This window comes from Pseudoalteromonas sp. '520P1 No. 423', from assembly GCF_001269985.1.
Lineage (GTDB): Bacteria > Pseudomonadota > Gammaproteobacteria > Enterobacterales > Alteromonadaceae > Pseudoalteromonas.
Window position 1 is genome coordinate 3,887,085 of the sequence record NZ_BBZB01000001.1, and the last position, 16,856, is coordinate 3,903,940.

Here is a 16,856-nt window from a genome sequence, read left to right on the forward strand (position 1 = left end):
TAGGGGGGATGGTGCAAGCTAGATTCTATAAGAAGGTCAGTTAATGGGTTTGTCCGTTTGATGAATTAGATAAGTTAATGAAAATACACTAACTTATCTACTCGGTTTTACCAATGTGCGCTATTTTGTTTTTGGCTCTAAAAACATCGCATCACCGTATGAGAAAAAACGATATTTTTCATCTATCGCCACTTGATAAGCATGTTTTATATTATCAAAACCAGAAAATGCGCTTACTAACATAATTAATGTAGATTCTGATAAATGAAAATTAGTGATCATCGCATCCACTAATTTAAATTCATAACCGGGGTTGATAAAAATATCAGTATCACCATAAAAAGGTGCTAACTTACCTTCTGACTTCATGGCCGCCGATTCTAAAGAGCGTACTGAAGTTGTACCTACAGCAATAATACGTCCACCGCGTTTTTTAGTTGCTTTAATAGCCTCAACAACTGTATCTGGCACTTCAATATACTCAGAATGCATTACATGTTCGTCTATTGTTTCAACTTTTACAGGCTGAAAAGTTCCCGCTCCAACATGTAAAGTCACAAAGGCCATATCAACGCCTTTCTCTTTTAACTTTGCCATTAAAGCATCATCAAAGTGTAAACCTGCAGTAGGCGCAGCAACTGCGCCCGGCTTTTCACCGTAAACTGTTTGATAGCGCTTTCTATCTTTTTCAGTATCGGGGCGGTCAATGTAAGGCGGTAAAGGCATATGCCCGATTTTATCTAGAATATCTAATACGCTTTCTTCTCCACTAAATTCAAGTTCAAATAAAGAACCTTGACGCTGAACCATGGTCGCCTTTGCAATGCCCTCTAAAATCAGTTCATTGCCAGGCTTAGGTGATTTACTTGCACGAATATGTGCGAGCACGCGATGTTCATCAAGCACGCGCTCAACTAACACTTCCACTTTACCACCTGAAGCTTTTTGGCCAAACATTCTTGCAGGGATCACTTTAGTATTATTAAAAATTAATAAATCATCTTTATTAACAAAATCTATCATGTCACTGAATACATGGTGAGCAAGTTTGCCAGTGTTACCATCAAGTTTTAATAAACGACTACTACTTCGATCCTCTTTTGGAAATCTAGCGATCAGTTCATCGGGTAATTCAAAGCTAAAATCAGCTACACGCATCAGGTTTTATATCCTATCAATTAAAATGACTAAAATTTATTACTACTTACTCAAAGGAAATCTCATGCAAGCTATTCATCAGTTAACTCAAAGCTAAAATCAGCTACACGCATCAGGGTTCATATCCTATCTATTAAAAAGGCACTTCTCAAAATTTCCGTTACTAGAAACAATCAGAGTAAGTAGATTAAAAATCGCGCCAATTTTAGAGATTCCCTTGCTTTAAAGCAACCTTTCATCGGGTTGCTCTTTTAAATTAGTTTCATTAGCATTATGCTAATTATCGATATAACTTCACTTACTAGAGGCTGCCGAGTATGGCTGTTCAGCTTAAACTATTGATCTTAGATACAAGCTTGAAACAACGAAATATAATAAAAAATGCGCTTGCGCACCTCAATGTATTTAAAGTATTAGAAGTAAAAAATAGTGACGAAGCACTATCTTTGTTAAAAAAACAGGCTGTCGACTTAATAATCACAGGATTAAATGTTGGTAACATAGATGGTTGGCGATTTGCTCGTATGATCCGATCAGGTCTATTAAGAACCCCTAAAAATACGCCTATCGTATTAACTGCCTCCAATCATTTTGAACGTATTGCTGATACTACAGCCCGAAGTTATGGTATTGATGCTGTGGTTACAGAACAAAAAATGCAGCAGTTGCCACAGATTTTAGCCAACGTACTTTCTAGTCATTTAGAAAAAAGTAGTCGATTAACCCTTCTATTAATAGAACCCAACCAACTTCAAGCTGATGAAATCTCACTTTACTTAAAAGATACTTTTATAGTTAGCCAAGTCACCAACGCTAAAGATGCAATGGCATTATTTCAGCAAAATACATATTCAATTATATTAATAAATTCAATAGCACAGTTAATACCTTGCGCAGAAGATTTAGTTTCCTCATTCTTAACCGCAAAAGCGAACCAAGCAATTGTAACCATCATAGATACTGATGATGCTAATGTGGCAGAACAGCTTTTATTATCTGGAGTAAGTGATTTTATTCGCGTGCCATATAGCCAGCCTTTATTGAATAAAGTATGTGATCAAGCTGCTCGCCGAGAAGACTTTATGGTGAGTTATGCTGAGTTTGCTTCAAAGGTAGAGCAGTTAAGCCAAAGCCAGCAAAGATATAAAGATTTATTTTCAGCACACCAAAGAATATTGCATCATTTAAATACCGTAGTAATAGAATTAGATGGCCAAGGCACGATTCGATTTATCAATCCTGCCTGGGAGGCATTATTAGGCCATGACTTTAAAAGCAGTCTAACAAAAGATTTAAGCCAATTTTGTATCCAAGAGTTTAAAAATACATTACAAAATAGTATTGCAGCCATTTTAAGTGGACAGTTTGCTCAGCAAACTCTGCAGTTACAACTACAACACAAGTTAGGCCATCCTATTTGGGTTGAATGTCGTTTACAATCAATTAAAAGCGATAAAACTCTCACAAGCATTACAGCAAGCATAGATAACATCCATGAGCGTAAACAGGCTGAGTTTCAGTTACAGCATTTGGCTTTACACGATACATTAACGGGTTTACATAATCGTCACTACTTTGATTTATCACTTAATCAATTATGCAAAGATACATTAGATAACAAACAACATGCATTACTCTATATCGATTTAGATCACTTCAAAGTTATTAATGATTCTTTGGGCCACCAACAAGGTGATATTGTACTTAAAAAAGCAGCTAAATTATTTCAACATGTGATAACTGAAGGTCATATTTTATGCCGTATTGGAGGTGATGAATTTGCAGTCCTGTTACAAGATATCGAATTATTAGATGCTTATGCGATTGCAGAAGACCTATGCCAATCTATCGAAAAATATCAATTTAAAACTCTAGAGCGCGATTATTCTATTAGCTGCTCCGTTGGTTTAACGATGGTTTCTAATTATAACAAAGATGCCAATGAATGCCTTAAACAATCTGATATTGCTTTATATGTTGCTAAAAATAGAGGCCGTAATTTAGTTCATTGCTTTAGTGCGAGTGACGATGACAGCGAAAAAATGATGTCAAAATTAGCTTGGACTCGCCAAGTAAGATTAGCATTAGAGCAAGATCAAATTGAGCTACACTTCCAACCTATTTGGGATTTTAAACAACATAAAGTTGCCTATTTTGAAACCTTGCTAAGATTAAGGATTAACGACGAACTAATATACCCAAATCAATTTATCCCTCCTTTAGAGCTTATATCTGATATGAACTTGTTAGATCACAGTGTTGTAAAAACTGCTATCTCAAATGCAGCACAGCACCCTATACTCAATAAAATTGCAATTAACTTATCAGCGCAAGCATTTTCAGATGAAGGGCTACTCCCTTTAATTGAAGATACACTTAAGCACTATAAAGTTGATCCAAAAAGAATCGTTTTTGAAATCACTGAATCTGCAAGTATTAGTAACTTAACTGCAACGCGTACTATGATTGAACATTTAAAAATACTAGGCTGTGGATTTTCAATTGATGATTTTGGAACAGGTTTCAGTACTTTCAGTTATTTAAAACAACTACCTGCAGATCAGGTTAAAATTGACGGTTCATTTGTAAAAGATATGCTTAACGATCCAATAGATCTCGCCTTAGTAAAAGCAATTAAAGATATAAGCCACTCATTAAATAAAACATGTGTTGCTGAATTTGTCGAAGACTTATCAACTTTCAATGCTTTAAAAGATATTGGAGTTGATTATGCACAAGGATACTTAATTTCAAAACCCTTAAAGGCACAAGATATAGCTGATCACTTAAAAAAAATAACACTTTGAAAAACAGCTAATTAAAATATTTAAAACATATTTTTCATTTTTAAACCTTCTCAAATTGATACCTAGTTTATACTAAGTTTCAAAGGATATGATTTAATAATGAGGAGTCAGGAATGACAATTTTTATAGTATTACTATTGTTAGCTAACGGATTAATTGCCTATTACTGTTACTTAAACGCCAAACTTAAAGGGTATCCCGTCATTACCTTTTTAGTTTTAGGCACTTTACCCTATTTTAATTTAGTTGTATTAGTGTATTTACTTTTCTTACCTAATCTAAAAAACCATCCTGATATTGAAGAAAATAGCATTATAAATTAATAAAAGTTATCAGTATTTATAAAATTTGTACTATAAAACAACCCACCTTTTATCTTATAAAGATAGGTTGTTTTATATTATTAACTTAATATCAACAGCATCATCAGGATTTCCTAACATCCTTAAGCAGTAATGATAAATCGGCTTTTCAAACTCTTCGACAAACTTAAGCCAAGCCTTTTTATCTCCTTGTTTCGCTTTATTAATAAGCTTTTTTCTGATTGAAAAAACACGTAGACCCTAAATTTTTTTGTTATTAGTCGACTTGGTAATAAAAAAGTTTGGAAAAAAATAAAAAAAATTAAGATTGCACTAAACTTCTATTTAGCATCATGAACAAAATTGCCAGTAAACAAGGAGTAAGTATGTCATTAACACTCGACATGAGCCGAATAGATAGCGCATTAGAGGGGTTTACCATACCACCTAGGCCTGACATGTTAAAACAAGTTCAGGAAGAAGTTGAAAAAGATGAGCCGAATTTAAAGGCCATCTCCCAATATATAAATCAAGATATTGGCATTGCAGGATTTACACTTAAAGTAGTTAACTCGCCACTATTTAGTTTACCAAGGAAAATATCAACAATAGAACATGCTTGTATGTTTTTAGGTTTAAAAAGGCTTATTAAATTAGTTAATAGTATCGTTTTAAGGTTTACGCTCAGTACTGGCAGTGAAGAGATATTCACTGAAAAGTTATGGAATAGTTCAATGAAAATAGGCAATGCAAGTCTAATATTAGCGCAACACTTTGAGTTAGAAAAAGACTTTTCTGATGATTGTTATACCGCAGGATTATTTCACAATGCCGGCATGGCGCTTATTTTTTCACAAAGCGCTAATTATCCAAAGCTATTAAAACAAGCATACTTAGATAGCGCCATTATCGGTGAATTTGAAGAAGCTAACTTTGATACTTCTCATGAAATTTTAGGGTTTTTAATTGCGCAATCATGGGGATTAAATAGTGAAATAAGCAATGTAATTGCTTATCATCATAGTCCTAATATTATGCTGGCAACAGGGGAAGCATCAGAACAACAAATGTTTGCCATTTTAAAGCTTGCCGAACATATGACTAATTCAACTGAAATCCTCACTGGCGTAAATCCTGATAATGAATGGGAGAAATTCTCCACTCAAATCTTAGATGTTTTACATTTAGAGGATTTTCAATTGTTAGATTTAGGCGAAACCTTATTTAATGCAGGTATAGATAACATTTATCATGTTTAATTTTTAAAGACATTTATCTTTGATAAATGGTGCAACTTTATCACTGAACAGTCTAAAATCACGGATCCTACCTGTAGTTTTTCGCCACAGTAGCCCTATCTCACGATAGGCATCATCTTGTGCAGGCATATAACGCATGTTTTTATGCTCTAGAATACCAGCATTAATTGCCATTTGCGGTAAAAAAGTCACGCCTAACTTATTTTCAACCATGCTTAGTAAAGTATGTACATTAGTGGCTACAAATGGGTTAATACACTGGCTTTCACTTAAATGGCAGGCACTTAAAGCATGTTCTGTCATACAATGCTCTCGTGCCAATAAAAAGACACTCGATTTAGGCAATAAATTAAAATCGATTACCTTGCTTGGTGCGTCAAAATCTTGGTGCATCACTAAATTAAACTTATCTTGTGCTAAAATTTTGATATGAAACTTATTAGTATCATAAGGCAAAGCTAAAATTGTTAAATCTACCTGTCCTTTTTCTAATTTATCGAGCAAATTATCACTCGTATCTTCGATTAAAATTAATTCTAAATCTGGAAACTCCGTTTGACAAAAATGATACAAATCAGCAGCAATAAAGCTAGCTATCGTTGGAATTAAACCTAATGTTAATTTACCCGATAAAGGCGTTAAAAAACTTTTAGTAAGCTCTTTTACACTAATGGTATCATCTATGATTTTTTTAGCGCGCTCGACAACTTCTTCACCGATTGGAGTGAACATTAAGCTGCGATTTTCTCTTTCAATAAGTTGACAACCTAAGTTTTCTTCAAGGTTTTGAATTGCGCTACTTAGCGTTGATTGGCCAATAAAACATGCTTGCGCTGCTCGACCAAAATGCTGCTGTTGATGTACAGCTAAAAGGTATTGTAATTGTTTAATACTTGGTAAATTATTCAAATTTAACCCTTATAAAGATATCGCGATACCAATGAAAATAATAAATCCAACATGGTGATTATTTAAAAATGCCTTAAAGCATAAACTAGGTTCTCTATTTTTAATTAGCCATTGTTGATACATAAATAGGCCACTTGCTAACATCAAGCAGAGATAAAACAGTTCAGATAATTTATATTCTAGAGCGATATAAACTGATAAAAACAGCGTGACGAATTGTAATAACCCTATAATGAACTTATCGAACCGACCAAATAAAATAGCAGTAGATTTTATACCTATTTTCACATCATCATTTTTGTCCACCATGCCATACATAGTGTCATAGGCAACAGTCCAACATAGGTTTGCTAAATATAAAACCCAAGCTTGCATAGGAATATGTCCAAGCACAGCCATGTAAGCCATAGGAATAGACCAACTAAAAGCAGCTCCTAATATCACTTGAGGCAAATGGGTAAACCGTTTCATAAACGGATAGCAAAAAGCGAGCGCTAAACCACCAAAAGATAATAAGACAGTTTGCCAACTCAATAATAAAACAATAGAAAATGCAGCTAATATTAAAACGATAAATAACTGTATTGCCTCTGCTGAAGTCACCTTTCCTGATGCTAACGGGCGCATTTTAGTACGTTCGACATGACCATCAACTTTACGATCAGCAAAGTCATTGATCACACAACCTGCACTTCGCATAATAAAAACACCCAAGCTAAATACAACTAAATGCAACCAATCGGGTATACCATCACTTGCCAACCATAAAGCCCAATAAGTTGGCCAAAGTAATAATAAAGAACCGATTGGCTTATCGGTTCTCATTAATTGTTTATAATATTTCCAGTTTCTTAACTGTAAATGCCATTTCATCATGATTATTCTATTTTTTAAAAATTAAGTTTTAGTTTCAAGAAAAGAGCCCGGCAAAAATATTTCACAAACTAATAATTTTTGCGATGCTAAAGATAAAACACTTCGCCTTCCCCAATTATTAAGCTCACCGAGATCTAGCATTTTAGCGACATTTGCGATTGGATGCATTGCATTAAACTTTGCTATTTCTATGATATCTCGATTAATGGAAGGATCTTTAAATATCTGCTCTCCTAAAGGTTTTGTTCCTAAAGTCCCTAAGTTATGATTTGATAATTGCTGTTCATCCAATGGAATCCAACTTTGTGCATACACTTGTGGTTTATTATCACAGTATAAAATCACTTCACGAAATAATGCGCTCTGGATATCTACTTTAAGTATATCTGCTTGTTCTAAAGTTAATTTCTGAACAATTTCACTTAATACTTTAACTTCAAAATATTGGCTATTTTGTTTTAGCCTGGCAGTCAGAGAGCTTGTTTCAAACAACCAGTTTATTTCAGTTTCATTTAATTCATCAATAACAGAATCAAACCAATTATTATCAAGTGTTAGGGGGTAATCGAGCACGATACAACAACCAAAAAAATAAGACATGAGATCATAAAATAATTTATCCATATTTGATATGAATAAAATAGATAAAGCTATGAGATTATTTTCCAGAGTTTGTTATAATTTATAAAAGTTATTGTATTGTAGCTATTTAATTAAATATATTAATAATAATCAAAATTTATAGAGAGTACTTAATGCGTCCTTTGGCTTTGTTACTGTGTGCTATCACATTTTCCCTAATCAGCTTTACAAGTTCTGCTGCCTCAAACTTAGGTTATTATGGGTTTGAGCCAGATATAACAACAAATTATATTGGTACTTCTAATAAAAAATTAGGCTTTGTTCGTGTGACAGTTGAACTTATGTTGCTAGATATAAGCAACCTAGAAATAGTTGAACATCATACGCCTTTATTACGAGATGCGATTGTAGAGATCTTAAGTAAAGAACCTGAAGATAAAGTAAAGTCATTGGTTGGCCGAGAAGAAATTAGAAAAAAATGTGCTGAAGCAATTAAGGAACTATTAAAAGTTGAAACGGGACAAGAAATCATTCGTGACGTGCTTTTTACCAAGTACATATATAACTAGGTATTCTTAGAGAGAGTTATAATAAAATAGCTCTCCCCTATGCTTATTAAAAGTTAGCTATTTATTTTTGCCTTCAAAAAAGCAAAAAGCATACCGGTTAATAAACCAAATAAATGTGCCCAATTAGCCATACCCACAAATAAAACATCAGCAAAACCCAGTAACATCCAAACTAGCATAAAACCAACAATCGGCTTTGCGATAACAATGCCTGCGCTCGGTTTAAGCCAGCCATAAATCCAACAAAATCCTAACAGTGCATATACAACACCTGATAATCCACCAAAATTAGGACCTACTAATAAGTATTGCGCCCAATTACTGACTATCGCACTGACTAAAAATATAATTAGTAACTGTGATTTTTCTAAAGATTTTTCAATTTGATCACCTAATTGCATCCACCACATTAAATTAAAAATAATATGAATTGCAGAGAAGTGAATTATCGCAGGTGTGATCCAATTTATTGGATTATATGGTTGAAACTGTAATAGAGTAAATAAAGTCTCAAAACCGCCAAACATAAAGGCCATATAAATAACAATCGAAGTAACCGTAATACTTTGATTAAACCAACTCAGCGCATTAAAGCGCTGCTTTATATTAAGTGAAGACCCTGTGTATTGAAATGGCGCATTCGACACTCCTGCATCCCATGATGCTGCAAGATACTTATCTTGATTCGGATCATCATCAAACTCTAACCATAATTGATGAGCCTGCTCATAAACGTCTTCACTCACTAATATCGCTGCTTTTTTTTCCTGCCCTTTTACCAGTTGCGCATCAATATTTTGCATTTTTAAGTAATCAATAAAACCTTGAGCAGCTCTAATATTATCTAGCTGAGCTAATAAAATCATAACCCTTACCTTAAGTTTGCGTTGCTTTTATAGCATCTTTAAAAACTAAAGAGCTCATCCATATTAAGAATTTTAAGCCTTAGCGACATCACCAGGGAACTTAGATGCCCAATCAGTAAAACCACCCACTAAGCTATATACATCTTCAAAATCTTGACCTATTAGATAGTTCGCAGCACCTTGAGAGCTTATTCCATGATAGCAAACCACTATAATTGGTTGTTCAAAATCACGTTCCATCATAAATTGTGCAATATTTTCATTTGAAACATTTATTGAATTTGGAATATGCGCTTCATTAAACGAGTTAACATCTCTAATATCTGCGATCACTAAATTATCTTCCGATAAACGTTCTTTTAATTGTGCACAATCAATTGCTTTAAATGTCATGATTTACCTTTAACTGTTTTATATTTACTTTGCGAATAAAAAAGCGCAAATAAATTTGCGCTATCATTTTATACTTTCTATCGACTTAAGACTAATCCCAATTAAGGATCACTTTGCCTGATTGTCCAGAGATCATAGTATCAAAGCCTTCTTGGAAGTCATTGATATGGAATTCATGGGTAAGAATTGGATTTAAGTCTAAACCAGATTGAATTAAGCTGGCCATTTTGTACCAAGTTTCAAACATTTCACGACCATAGATACCTTTGATCACTAAGCCCTTAAAAATCACTTGGTTCCAATCAACAGCCATATCTGAAGGAGGAATACCTAACATGGCAATTTTACCGCCATGGTTCATGTTATTAAGCATAGAGTTAAAAGCTGATGGTACACCTGACATTTCAAGGCCTACATCAAAGCCTTCAGTCATATCAAGCTCAGCCATCACATCTTCAAGCTTTTCAGTTGCAACATTAACAGCCCGAGTTGCACCCATTTTACGCGCTAGCTCAAGTCTATATTCATTTACATCAGTGATCACAACATGGCGAGCACCAACATGTTTAGCAACCGCAGCCGCCATAATACCAATTGGACCAGCACCAGTAATTAATACATCTTCACCCACTAAATCAAAAGAAAGCGCGGTATGAACGGCATTGCCAAATGGGTCAAATATTGCAGCTAGCTCATCTGAGATATTACTTGGAATTTTAAAAGCATTAAAAGCAGGGATCACTAAATATTCAGCAAAAGCACCTTCGCGGTTAACACCAACACCAGTAGTATTACGACATAAATGTACACGACCTGCACGACAGTTACGACAATGACCACATGTAATATGACCTTCACCAGATACACGATCGCCAACAGTAAAGCCACGAACTTCTTGACCCATATCTACTACTTCACCAACATACTCATGACCTACAACCATAGGTACTGGAATGGTATTTTGTGACCACTCATCCCATTTATAAATATGTACGTCAGTACCACAAATTGCAGTTTTACGTATTTTAATTAATAAATCATTATGGCCAACTTCAGGTTTTGGTACATCTGTCATCCAAATCCCAGGTTCAGCCTTTAACTTTGATAATGCTTTCATTATTAGATCACTCCCATCTCTTTACCGATGCGAGTAAAGGCAGAAATAGCTTTATCTAGTTGTTCTTTAGTATGTGCAGCAGATATTTGTGTACGAATACGTGCCTGACCTTTTGGCACTACTGGGAATGAAAAGCCAGTTACATAAATGCCTTCAGCTAGTAATTTATCAGCCATATCTGAAGCTAATTTTGCATCACCTAGCATAACAGGGATAATAGCGTGATCTTTACCGCCGCATGTAAAGCCAGCAGCTTCCATTTGCTCACGGAAGTAAGCAACGTTATCCCACAGTGTTGCACGAAGTTCGCCGCCATCAGCTAACATATCTAATACTTTAATTGATGCATTTACGATTGATGGTGCTAATGAGTTTGAAAATAAGTAAGGACGAGAACGCTGACGTAACCACTCTACAATTTCAGCCGTTGCTGCAGTATAACCACCTGAAGCACCACCAAGTGCTTTACCCAAAGTACCTGTAACAATATCAACACGATCCATTACGCCACAGTACTCAGCTGTACCACAGCCATTTTCGCCAACAAAACCAACAGCATGAGAATCATCTACCATAACTAATGCATCATATTTATCAGCTAAATCGCACACAGCAGCTAAATTACAAATCACACCATCCATTGAGAATACGCCATCTGTTGCGATTAATTTAGTTTTTGCACCCGCAGCATCAGCAGCAATTAACTGCTCTTCTAATGCAGCCATATCGTTATTTGCGTAACGGAAACGCTTTGCTTTACATAAACGCACACCATCAATGATAGAGGCATGGTTTAAAGCATCTGAAATTATCGCATCTTCTGGGCCTAATAAAGTTTCAAATAAACCCGTATTTGCATCAAAACATGAAGAATATAAAATTGTATCTTCTGTTTTTAAGAAGTTACTTATTTTTTGCTCTAGTGTTTTATGTATATCTTGGGTACCACAAATAAAACGCACAGAAGCAACACCAAAACCATGCTGATCTAAACCTTGCTGCGCTGCTGCAATTAAATCAGGATGATTTGCTAAACCTAAGTAGTTATTCGCACAAAAGTTAATAACCTGTTCATCAGAACTTACAGTGATCTGCGCTTGCTGTTGAGAAGTAATAATACGCTCATTTTTATACAAACCATCAAGTTTTACTTGTTCGATTTGTTGCTTTAACTGATCATAAAATGCAGATGCTCTCATCTGTTTCTCCAAAATTTGAACGAATGATTGACTAAATTGCATACTTTATGCAAATTAAATGTTTTAATAATAAATTTGACCTAGTTTAAAAGTTTAGCCTGTTAAATGCACTCTCTATTGATATGAGTAAGATCAATGTAATATATTAAAATTATTTATGATTTATCTAATAGATAAGCTTTGCCATACTTCATCAGCAATCTCTTTACCTTCATTTGTAACAGCCTTTCCAGATTTAACTAATATTTTAGTCTTAATTCCAGCGGCTTGCGCAGCTTGAAGGTCTGATATTTTATCACCCACCATAATGCTTTGGCTAACATCTATATCAAACCGCTCAATAGCTTGATTTAGCATGCCTGGCATAGGTTTCCTGCAATCACATTCTTTTAAGTACTCAGGCAAGGCATTTTTAGGATGGTGTGGACAAAAATAGACTTCTGTAATCGGTATTTGGTGTTTGTTAAATTCAGACTTCATCCAATCTGTTAGTACATTAAAATCTTGTTCTGAATAGTAGCCTCGACCAATACCTGACTGATTTGTCACAACTATGATCATAAAGCCTTGTTTTATAAACTGCTGACACGCATCAAAAACACCATCAATAAATTCAAAATCTTCAATTTTAGATACATAGGCATGGTCGTGGTTAATCACCCCATCCCTATCCAAAAATACTGCTTTATTCATTATACAGACTCCAGGATGTCTTTTTCACTTACAATGCGATCAAACATTTCTACAACATCTTTTATTTGAATTTGAGACATCAATTCTTTACCTTTACAGCGCTTACCCCAAGGTAATTGTTGAGCTGGTTTACCAAACTGTGCTTTTAAGTTTTTATGATAAACTTCAACAGCATAGTCTTGATAGTTATAAGGACCTGTGCGCTTAGGGTTTGAGTGCGCATATAAACCTATCACTGGCGTATTCACAGTAACAGCCATATGTGCAGGGCCAGTATCTGGTGCCAGCACTAAATCAGCTTGTTTTAAAATACATAACAATTGTTTTAAGTTGGTTTTGCCCACTAAATTTAATATGTCAAAATCACAATGACTTTGAATATCACTGGCAAGCGCTTTTTCCATATCAACAGGGCCACCCGTTAGTACAACTTTAAAACCTTTTTTATACGCATGTTGTGCCAAAGCAGCGTATCGTTCAGGCAACCAGTTTCTTTCTTTTTTACTGGCAGCAGCTGATATCACAAATATTTTTTTATTTAGCGAGTCAAAATCTCCTAATGTTTTATTAGCAAAAGCTAAATCATTCTCACTATATGGCATTTGCCAACTCGGTTCATAATGCGGCACGCCAATCGCTTTAGTAAAGCCTTGAAAACCATCTAAAACATGAGGCTCCGATTGTGCCTCAATGCGTTTATTGGTAAAAATAGCATGGCCCTCTTTACATCTAGACCAATCAAAACCCATTTTTACTTTTGCAGGAATATAAGCCGCTGCAATATTAGCTCTTAGTGCCACTTGCATATGTAATAAAACATCAAACTTTTTGCCTTTAAATTCAGATTTCAGCTTTTTATAAGCGACTTTACCTTGCTTCTTATCAAAAATAACAAATTTAATACCAGGTAAATCAGCTAATAACATCGCTTCGATTTTACCTAAAACCCAAGTAATTTGTGCTTTTGGATTATGTCGCTGAATTGCTTGAACAGCCGAAACTGCATGACATACATCGCCAATAGCAGATAACCTAAGAATACATATATCTTGATACTGATTGGTTTGAACCACAATTCACCTTTAAATTAAGAGCACAGCAAAAATACGAATACTGAGATTTTAAATGACTTAATGCAACAAACCAAGTTTCCATCTACCTACAACAGCGGTAAACTAGTAATATCTTGCATTGCATACCCTTTTAAATGAATACCCAAATACAAAAAAACAACAATCAGTATTTACTCAGCTGGCAATTTAACACAAGTGATTTATCAAATGACTGGTTCAGATCTGAGTACTGGCATGAACAAGATAAAATTTATGCTCAAAAAAAAGGACGAGCAAGTGTTTGGTTTTTTTACCACAACAATATTAAAGGTGTATTACGCCATTATTGGCGTGGGGGTTTAATTGGCAAACTTTTACAAGATCAGTATTTCTATTTAGGTTTAGAAAAAACGCGTGTTTTTCAAGAGTTTGAATTGTTAACTCAACTTAAACAAAAAGGTTTAAATGTGCCAGAACCTATTGCAGCTCAAGTTACTAAAAACGGATTGGTTTACCGTGGTGATATTATTACTTCAGCAATAAGTGGTGCACAAAGTGTACTTGATATATTAAAACAACGAGAACTAACAAAACACGAAAACACACAGGTTGCACAGTGCATTGCTACATTTCATCAATCAGGTGTATATCATGCAGATCTGAATATCAATAATATTTTATTTGATGATCAAGGAGAGGTTTTTTTAATTGATTTTGATAGAGGTGAATTAAGAGAGCCTAAACTTAGCTGGCAGAAAAGTAATATCTCACGATTACAACGCTCTTTTGAAAAAGAGAAAAGTAGAAATAAGCATTTTTATTGGCAAGATAAAGATTGGATGGAATTACACAAAATATATAAAAAATGCATGGCTTAATTTTGTTAAATTATACCATGCACCTTATCACTCAGCTTTAAATAGTTATTAAATTAAAACTTTTGAATTTTTTTAATCACATTTGAAGTTGAGCAGCCATTTAAAAACTCAAGTACTTCAACTTTGCCGCCATTCGCTAAAACAAAGTCTGCACCCGCTATTTGATCAACGGTATAATCGCCACCTTTAATCAAAATATCAGGTTTAACCTGCTCTATAAGCTTAGCTGGTGTATCGTTATTTTCTAATTTACCAAACGGGATCACCCAATCAACAGAGCCGAGAGCTGAAATCACCATAGCACGTTCTTCTAATGGGTTAATCGGACGCTCAGGACCTTTTAATCTAGCAATTGATTCATCATTATTTAAACCCACTACTAAACGGTCGCCTTTGGCTTTAGCTTGCGCTAAATAACGCACATGACCCGCATGTAAAATATCAAAACAACCATTTGTGAAAACAATCGTTTCACCATTTTGACGTGCAAATTCAATATGCTGTAAAACATCATCAAATGGCGCTTGGTAATGCTCGCCAGTTTCTACTAGATACTGACTTAACTTATGGCCTAACTCTTCAGGAGAAACAGTGCCAGCACCTAATTTACCCACAACAATTCCCGCAGCTAAATTAGCAACTTCAACTGAATTTTTTGCGGGCATACCTGCAGCTAGCATCACTGATAAAGTTGCGATTACTGTATCGCCTGCACCTGTTACATCTGATACTTCGAGAACTTGTGCAGCAAAGTCATGTTTTTCATCTTTTGTAATTAAAGACATGCCCTGCTCTGAACGTGTAAGCAACATAGCGCCAATTTTCGCAGTCTTAATGATTTCACGGGCAGAATCAGCAATGATCTCTTCTGAACCAACTTGACCACCAGCAGCTGAGTATTCTGTTAAGTTAGGTGTTATAAAATCTGCACCCGCGTATTGGCTTAAATCTTTAGATTTAGGATCAACTAAAACTGTTTTACCAGCATTTTTAGCAACCGTTATCATTTCTTTAATTAAACTCAATGAACCTTTGTTGTAATCTGAAAATACGACGAAATCATATTCATTGATTATATTATTAAGTTTATCTAATAATAATTGGCTATGTTGTTGAGTGAAATTATCTTCTAAATCAAGTCTAACAACTTGTTGGTGACGACTGATAATACGCATTTTAGCTATTGTTGGGTGATCTTTTTGAACAACTAATTGTGACGCTATATTTTCATCAGTTAATAAGCTATTTAAAGTACGACCATATTCATCATCACCAATAATACCCAATAAACTCACTTGACCATCTAAGTGCGCAATATTTTTAGCTACGTTTGCAGCACCGCCGGCTTTATCTTCAAGTTTATTCACTTTTACAACAGGTACTGGCGCTTCAGGAGAAATTCGCCCAGTATCGCCATACCAGTATCGATCTACCATCACATCACCAACAACTAATACCTTAGCCTGTGATAAATTCTTTAAAAATGATAAATCCATTAAGTTTTACTCTCTGTTATTTCATCACAAATCAAATCAAGTGCTTCACATAACCAATGACCTATAAACATATGTGCTTCTTGAATTCTTGCAGTTTCATCATTTTCAATAATAATTGGTAATTTTGCGATGTTTTTAACTTCACCACCATCACGGCCTGTCAAAGCAACTGTATATGCACCAATGCTATTTGCCGCAGCAAGCGCTAAGTTAATATTTTTGCTTGTGCCTGACGTTGTCAGGCCTATCACCAAATCATCAGATCTGCATAAACCTAAAATTTGACGCTCAAATACAGAGTCAAAATGGTAGTCATTAGAGTGCGCTGTTAAAATTGAGGTATCTGTTGTTAAAGCGATTGAGGCTAGAGGCGCGCGTTCTTTTTTATAACGCACCATAAACTCTGCTGCTAAATGTTGTGAATCTGCCGCACTACCACCATTACCGAACCAAATGACCTTACCGCCATTTGTTAGTGTTTTTTTGCATTGTGCTAAAAGCGCTAATGCTTGCTCTTGATAAGCCTCCATAGTGTCGAATGCTTTACGATGTCGTTCTAAGCTTTTTAAGTAGCTATTCGAAACACAATTTTGAGAGCTCATAGGAGTATCCTTTATTTTTTCATAATGAAACCATTATATTTGATGCTTATTATCCATAATTTTCAATTATATTTCGAGTAACTAGCAATAATTAATTG

The 16,856-nt window shown here is 34.9% G+C and carries 18 protein-coding genes; 5 read left to right on the forward strand and 13 right to left on the reverse strand.

Features of this window, described 5'->3' with window-relative positions; translation table 11 throughout:
* Nucleotides 1-120: 120 nt before the first annotated feature.
* Complete coding sequence (queA, locus tag PSA_RS17700; protein ID WP_042151780.1) at nucleotides 121-1,158, reverse strand: tRNA preQ1(34) S-adenosylmethionine ribosyltransferase-isomerase QueA; 1,038 nt, start codon at nucleotides 1,156-1,158, stop codon at nucleotides 121-123.
* A gap of 317 nt (nucleotides 1,159-1,475) precedes the next feature.
* On the opposite strand from queA, the gene PSA_RS17705 reads away from it, so the two are divergent.
* On the forward strand, nucleotides 1,476-3,965 hold the full coding sequence (locus tag PSA_RS17705; RefSeq protein WP_042151779.1) for an EAL domain-containing protein: 2,490 nt from the start codon (nucleotides 1,476-1,478) through the stop codon (nucleotides 3,963-3,965).
* A gap of 113 nt (nucleotides 3,966-4,078) precedes the next feature.
* Nucleotides 4,079-4,288, forward strand: a complete 210-nt coding sequence (locus tag PSA_RS17710) for a hypothetical protein (protein ID WP_042151775.1) — start codon at nucleotides 4,079-4,081, stop codon at nucleotides 4,286-4,288.
* A 72-nt stretch (nucleotides 4,289-4,360) separates the two neighbouring features.
* On the opposite strand, the gene PSA_RS25395 is transcribed toward PSA_RS17710, so the two are convergent.
* Nucleotides 4,361-4,510, reverse strand: coding sequence for a helix-turn-helix domain-containing protein (locus tag PSA_RS25395; protein ID WP_127924234.1), 150 nt, complete (start codon nucleotides 4,508-4,510; stop codon nucleotides 4,361-4,363).
* Nucleotides 4,511-4,653: 143 nt separating this feature from the next.
* Here PSA_RS25395 and PSA_RS17715 point away from each other — a divergent pair, with 143 nt between their 5' ends.
* Nucleotides 4,654-5,526, forward strand: coding sequence for an HDOD domain-containing protein (locus PSA_RS17715; protein ID WP_042151772.1), 873 nt, complete (start codon nucleotides 4,654-4,656; stop codon nucleotides 5,524-5,526).
* A gap of 3 nt (nucleotides 5,527-5,529) precedes the next feature.
* On the opposite strand, the gene PSA_RS17720 is transcribed toward PSA_RS17715, so the two are convergent.
* Genes PSA_RS17720 through PSA_RS17730 form a run of 3 tightly spaced genes read right to left on the reverse strand, consistent with a single transcriptional unit; the run spans nucleotide 5,530 to nucleotide 7,884 of the window.
* Entirely contained in the window at nucleotides 5,530-6,435 is a 906-nt protein-coding gene (locus PSA_RS17720) for a hydrogen peroxide-inducible genes activator (RefSeq protein WP_042151769.1), read from the reverse strand.
* A 9-nt stretch (nucleotides 6,436-6,444) separates the two neighbouring features.
* Nucleotides 6,445-7,311 (reverse strand): 4-hydroxybenzoate octaprenyltransferase, encoded by an 867-nt coding sequence (gene ubiA, locus PSA_RS17725; protein ID WP_042151768.1) that lies wholly within the window; start codon nucleotides 7,309-7,311, stop codon nucleotides 6,445-6,447.
* A gap of 21 nt (nucleotides 7,312-7,332) precedes the next feature.
* Complete coding sequence (locus tag PSA_RS17730) at nucleotides 7,333-7,884, reverse strand: chorismate lyase (protein ID WP_042151842.1); 552 nt, start codon at nucleotides 7,882-7,884, stop codon at nucleotides 7,333-7,335.
* 182 nt (nucleotides 7,885-8,066) lie between these two features.
* Between PSA_RS17730 and PSA_RS17735 the strand changes: the two genes are divergently transcribed.
* Complete coding sequence (locus PSA_RS17735) at nucleotides 8,067-8,462, forward strand: flagellar basal body-associated protein FliL (RefSeq protein ID WP_042151765.1); 396 nt, start codon at nucleotides 8,067-8,069, stop codon at nucleotides 8,460-8,462.
* 53 nt (nucleotides 8,463-8,515) lie between these two features.
* Here PSA_RS17735 and glpG read toward each other — a convergent pair whose 3' ends face one another.
* The 6 genes from glpG to PSA_RS17765 form a co-directional block, all read right to left on the reverse strand.
* Nucleotides 8,516-9,328 carry a rhomboid family intramembrane serine protease GlpG gene (gene glpG / locus PSA_RS17740; RefSeq protein ID WP_042151763.1) on the reverse strand — a complete coding sequence of 271 codons (813 nt, stop codon included), beginning with the start codon at nucleotides 9,326-9,328 and terminating at the stop codon, nucleotides 8,516-8,518.
* A gap of 72 nt (nucleotides 9,329-9,400) precedes the next feature.
* On the reverse strand, nucleotides 9,401-9,721 hold the full coding sequence (glpE, locus tag PSA_RS17745) for a thiosulfate sulfurtransferase GlpE (RefSeq protein ID WP_042151760.1): 321 nt from the start codon (nucleotides 9,719-9,721) through the stop codon (nucleotides 9,401-9,403).
* A gap of 91 nt (nucleotides 9,722-9,812) precedes the next feature.
* A complete protein-coding gene (tdh, locus tag PSA_RS17750) occupies nucleotides 9,813-10,838 on the reverse strand; it encodes an L-threonine 3-dehydrogenase (RefSeq protein WP_042151757.1) in 1,026 nt (341 codons plus the stop codon).
* 2 nt (nucleotides 10,839-10,840) lie between these two features.
* On the reverse strand, nucleotides 10,841-12,037 hold the full coding sequence (locus tag PSA_RS17755) for a glycine C-acetyltransferase (protein ID WP_042151754.1): 1,197 nt from the start codon (nucleotides 12,035-12,037) through the stop codon (nucleotides 10,841-10,843).
* 162 nt (nucleotides 12,038-12,199) lie between these two features.
* Nucleotides 12,200-12,730 (reverse strand): D-glycero-beta-D-manno-heptose 1,7-bisphosphate 7-phosphatase, encoded by a 531-nt coding sequence (gene gmhB / locus PSA_RS17760; protein ID WP_042151751.1) that lies wholly within the window; start codon nucleotides 12,728-12,730, stop codon nucleotides 12,200-12,202.
* Complete coding sequence (locus PSA_RS17765) at nucleotides 12,730-13,803, reverse strand: glycosyltransferase family 9 protein (protein ID WP_042151748.1); 1,074 nt, start codon at nucleotides 13,801-13,803, stop codon at nucleotides 12,730-12,732. The genes gmhB and PSA_RS17765 overlap by 1 nt, the downstream gene beginning before the upstream one ends.
* Before the next feature lie 134 nt (nucleotides 13,804-13,937).
* Here PSA_RS17765 and PSA_RS17770 point away from each other — a divergent pair, with 134 nt between their 5' ends.
* Nucleotides 13,938-14,660, forward strand: coding sequence for a 3-deoxy-D-manno-octulosonic acid kinase (locus PSA_RS17770; RefSeq protein ID WP_042151744.1), 723 nt, complete (start codon nucleotides 13,938-13,940; stop codon nucleotides 14,658-14,660).
* A 53-nt stretch (nucleotides 14,661-14,713) separates the two neighbouring features.
* Here PSA_RS17770 and hldE read toward each other — a convergent pair whose 3' ends face one another.
* The gene (gene hldE / locus PSA_RS17775) at nucleotides 14,714-16,156 is read right to left on the reverse strand and encodes a bifunctional D-glycero-beta-D-manno-heptose-7-phosphate kinase/D-glycero-beta-D-manno-heptose 1-phosphate adenylyltransferase HldE (RefSeq protein ID WP_042151742.1); all 1,443 of its coding nucleotides are present in this window, start codon (nucleotides 16,154-16,156) and stop codon (nucleotides 14,714-14,716) included.
* Nucleotides 16,156-16,758, reverse strand: a complete 603-nt coding sequence (locus PSA_RS17780; RefSeq protein ID WP_042151739.1) for an SIS domain-containing protein — start codon at nucleotides 16,756-16,758, stop codon at nucleotides 16,156-16,158. Before PSA_RS17780 ends, hldE begins: the two co-directional genes overlap by 1 nt.
* Between the last annotated feature and the right edge of the window lie 98 nt (nucleotides 16,759-16,856).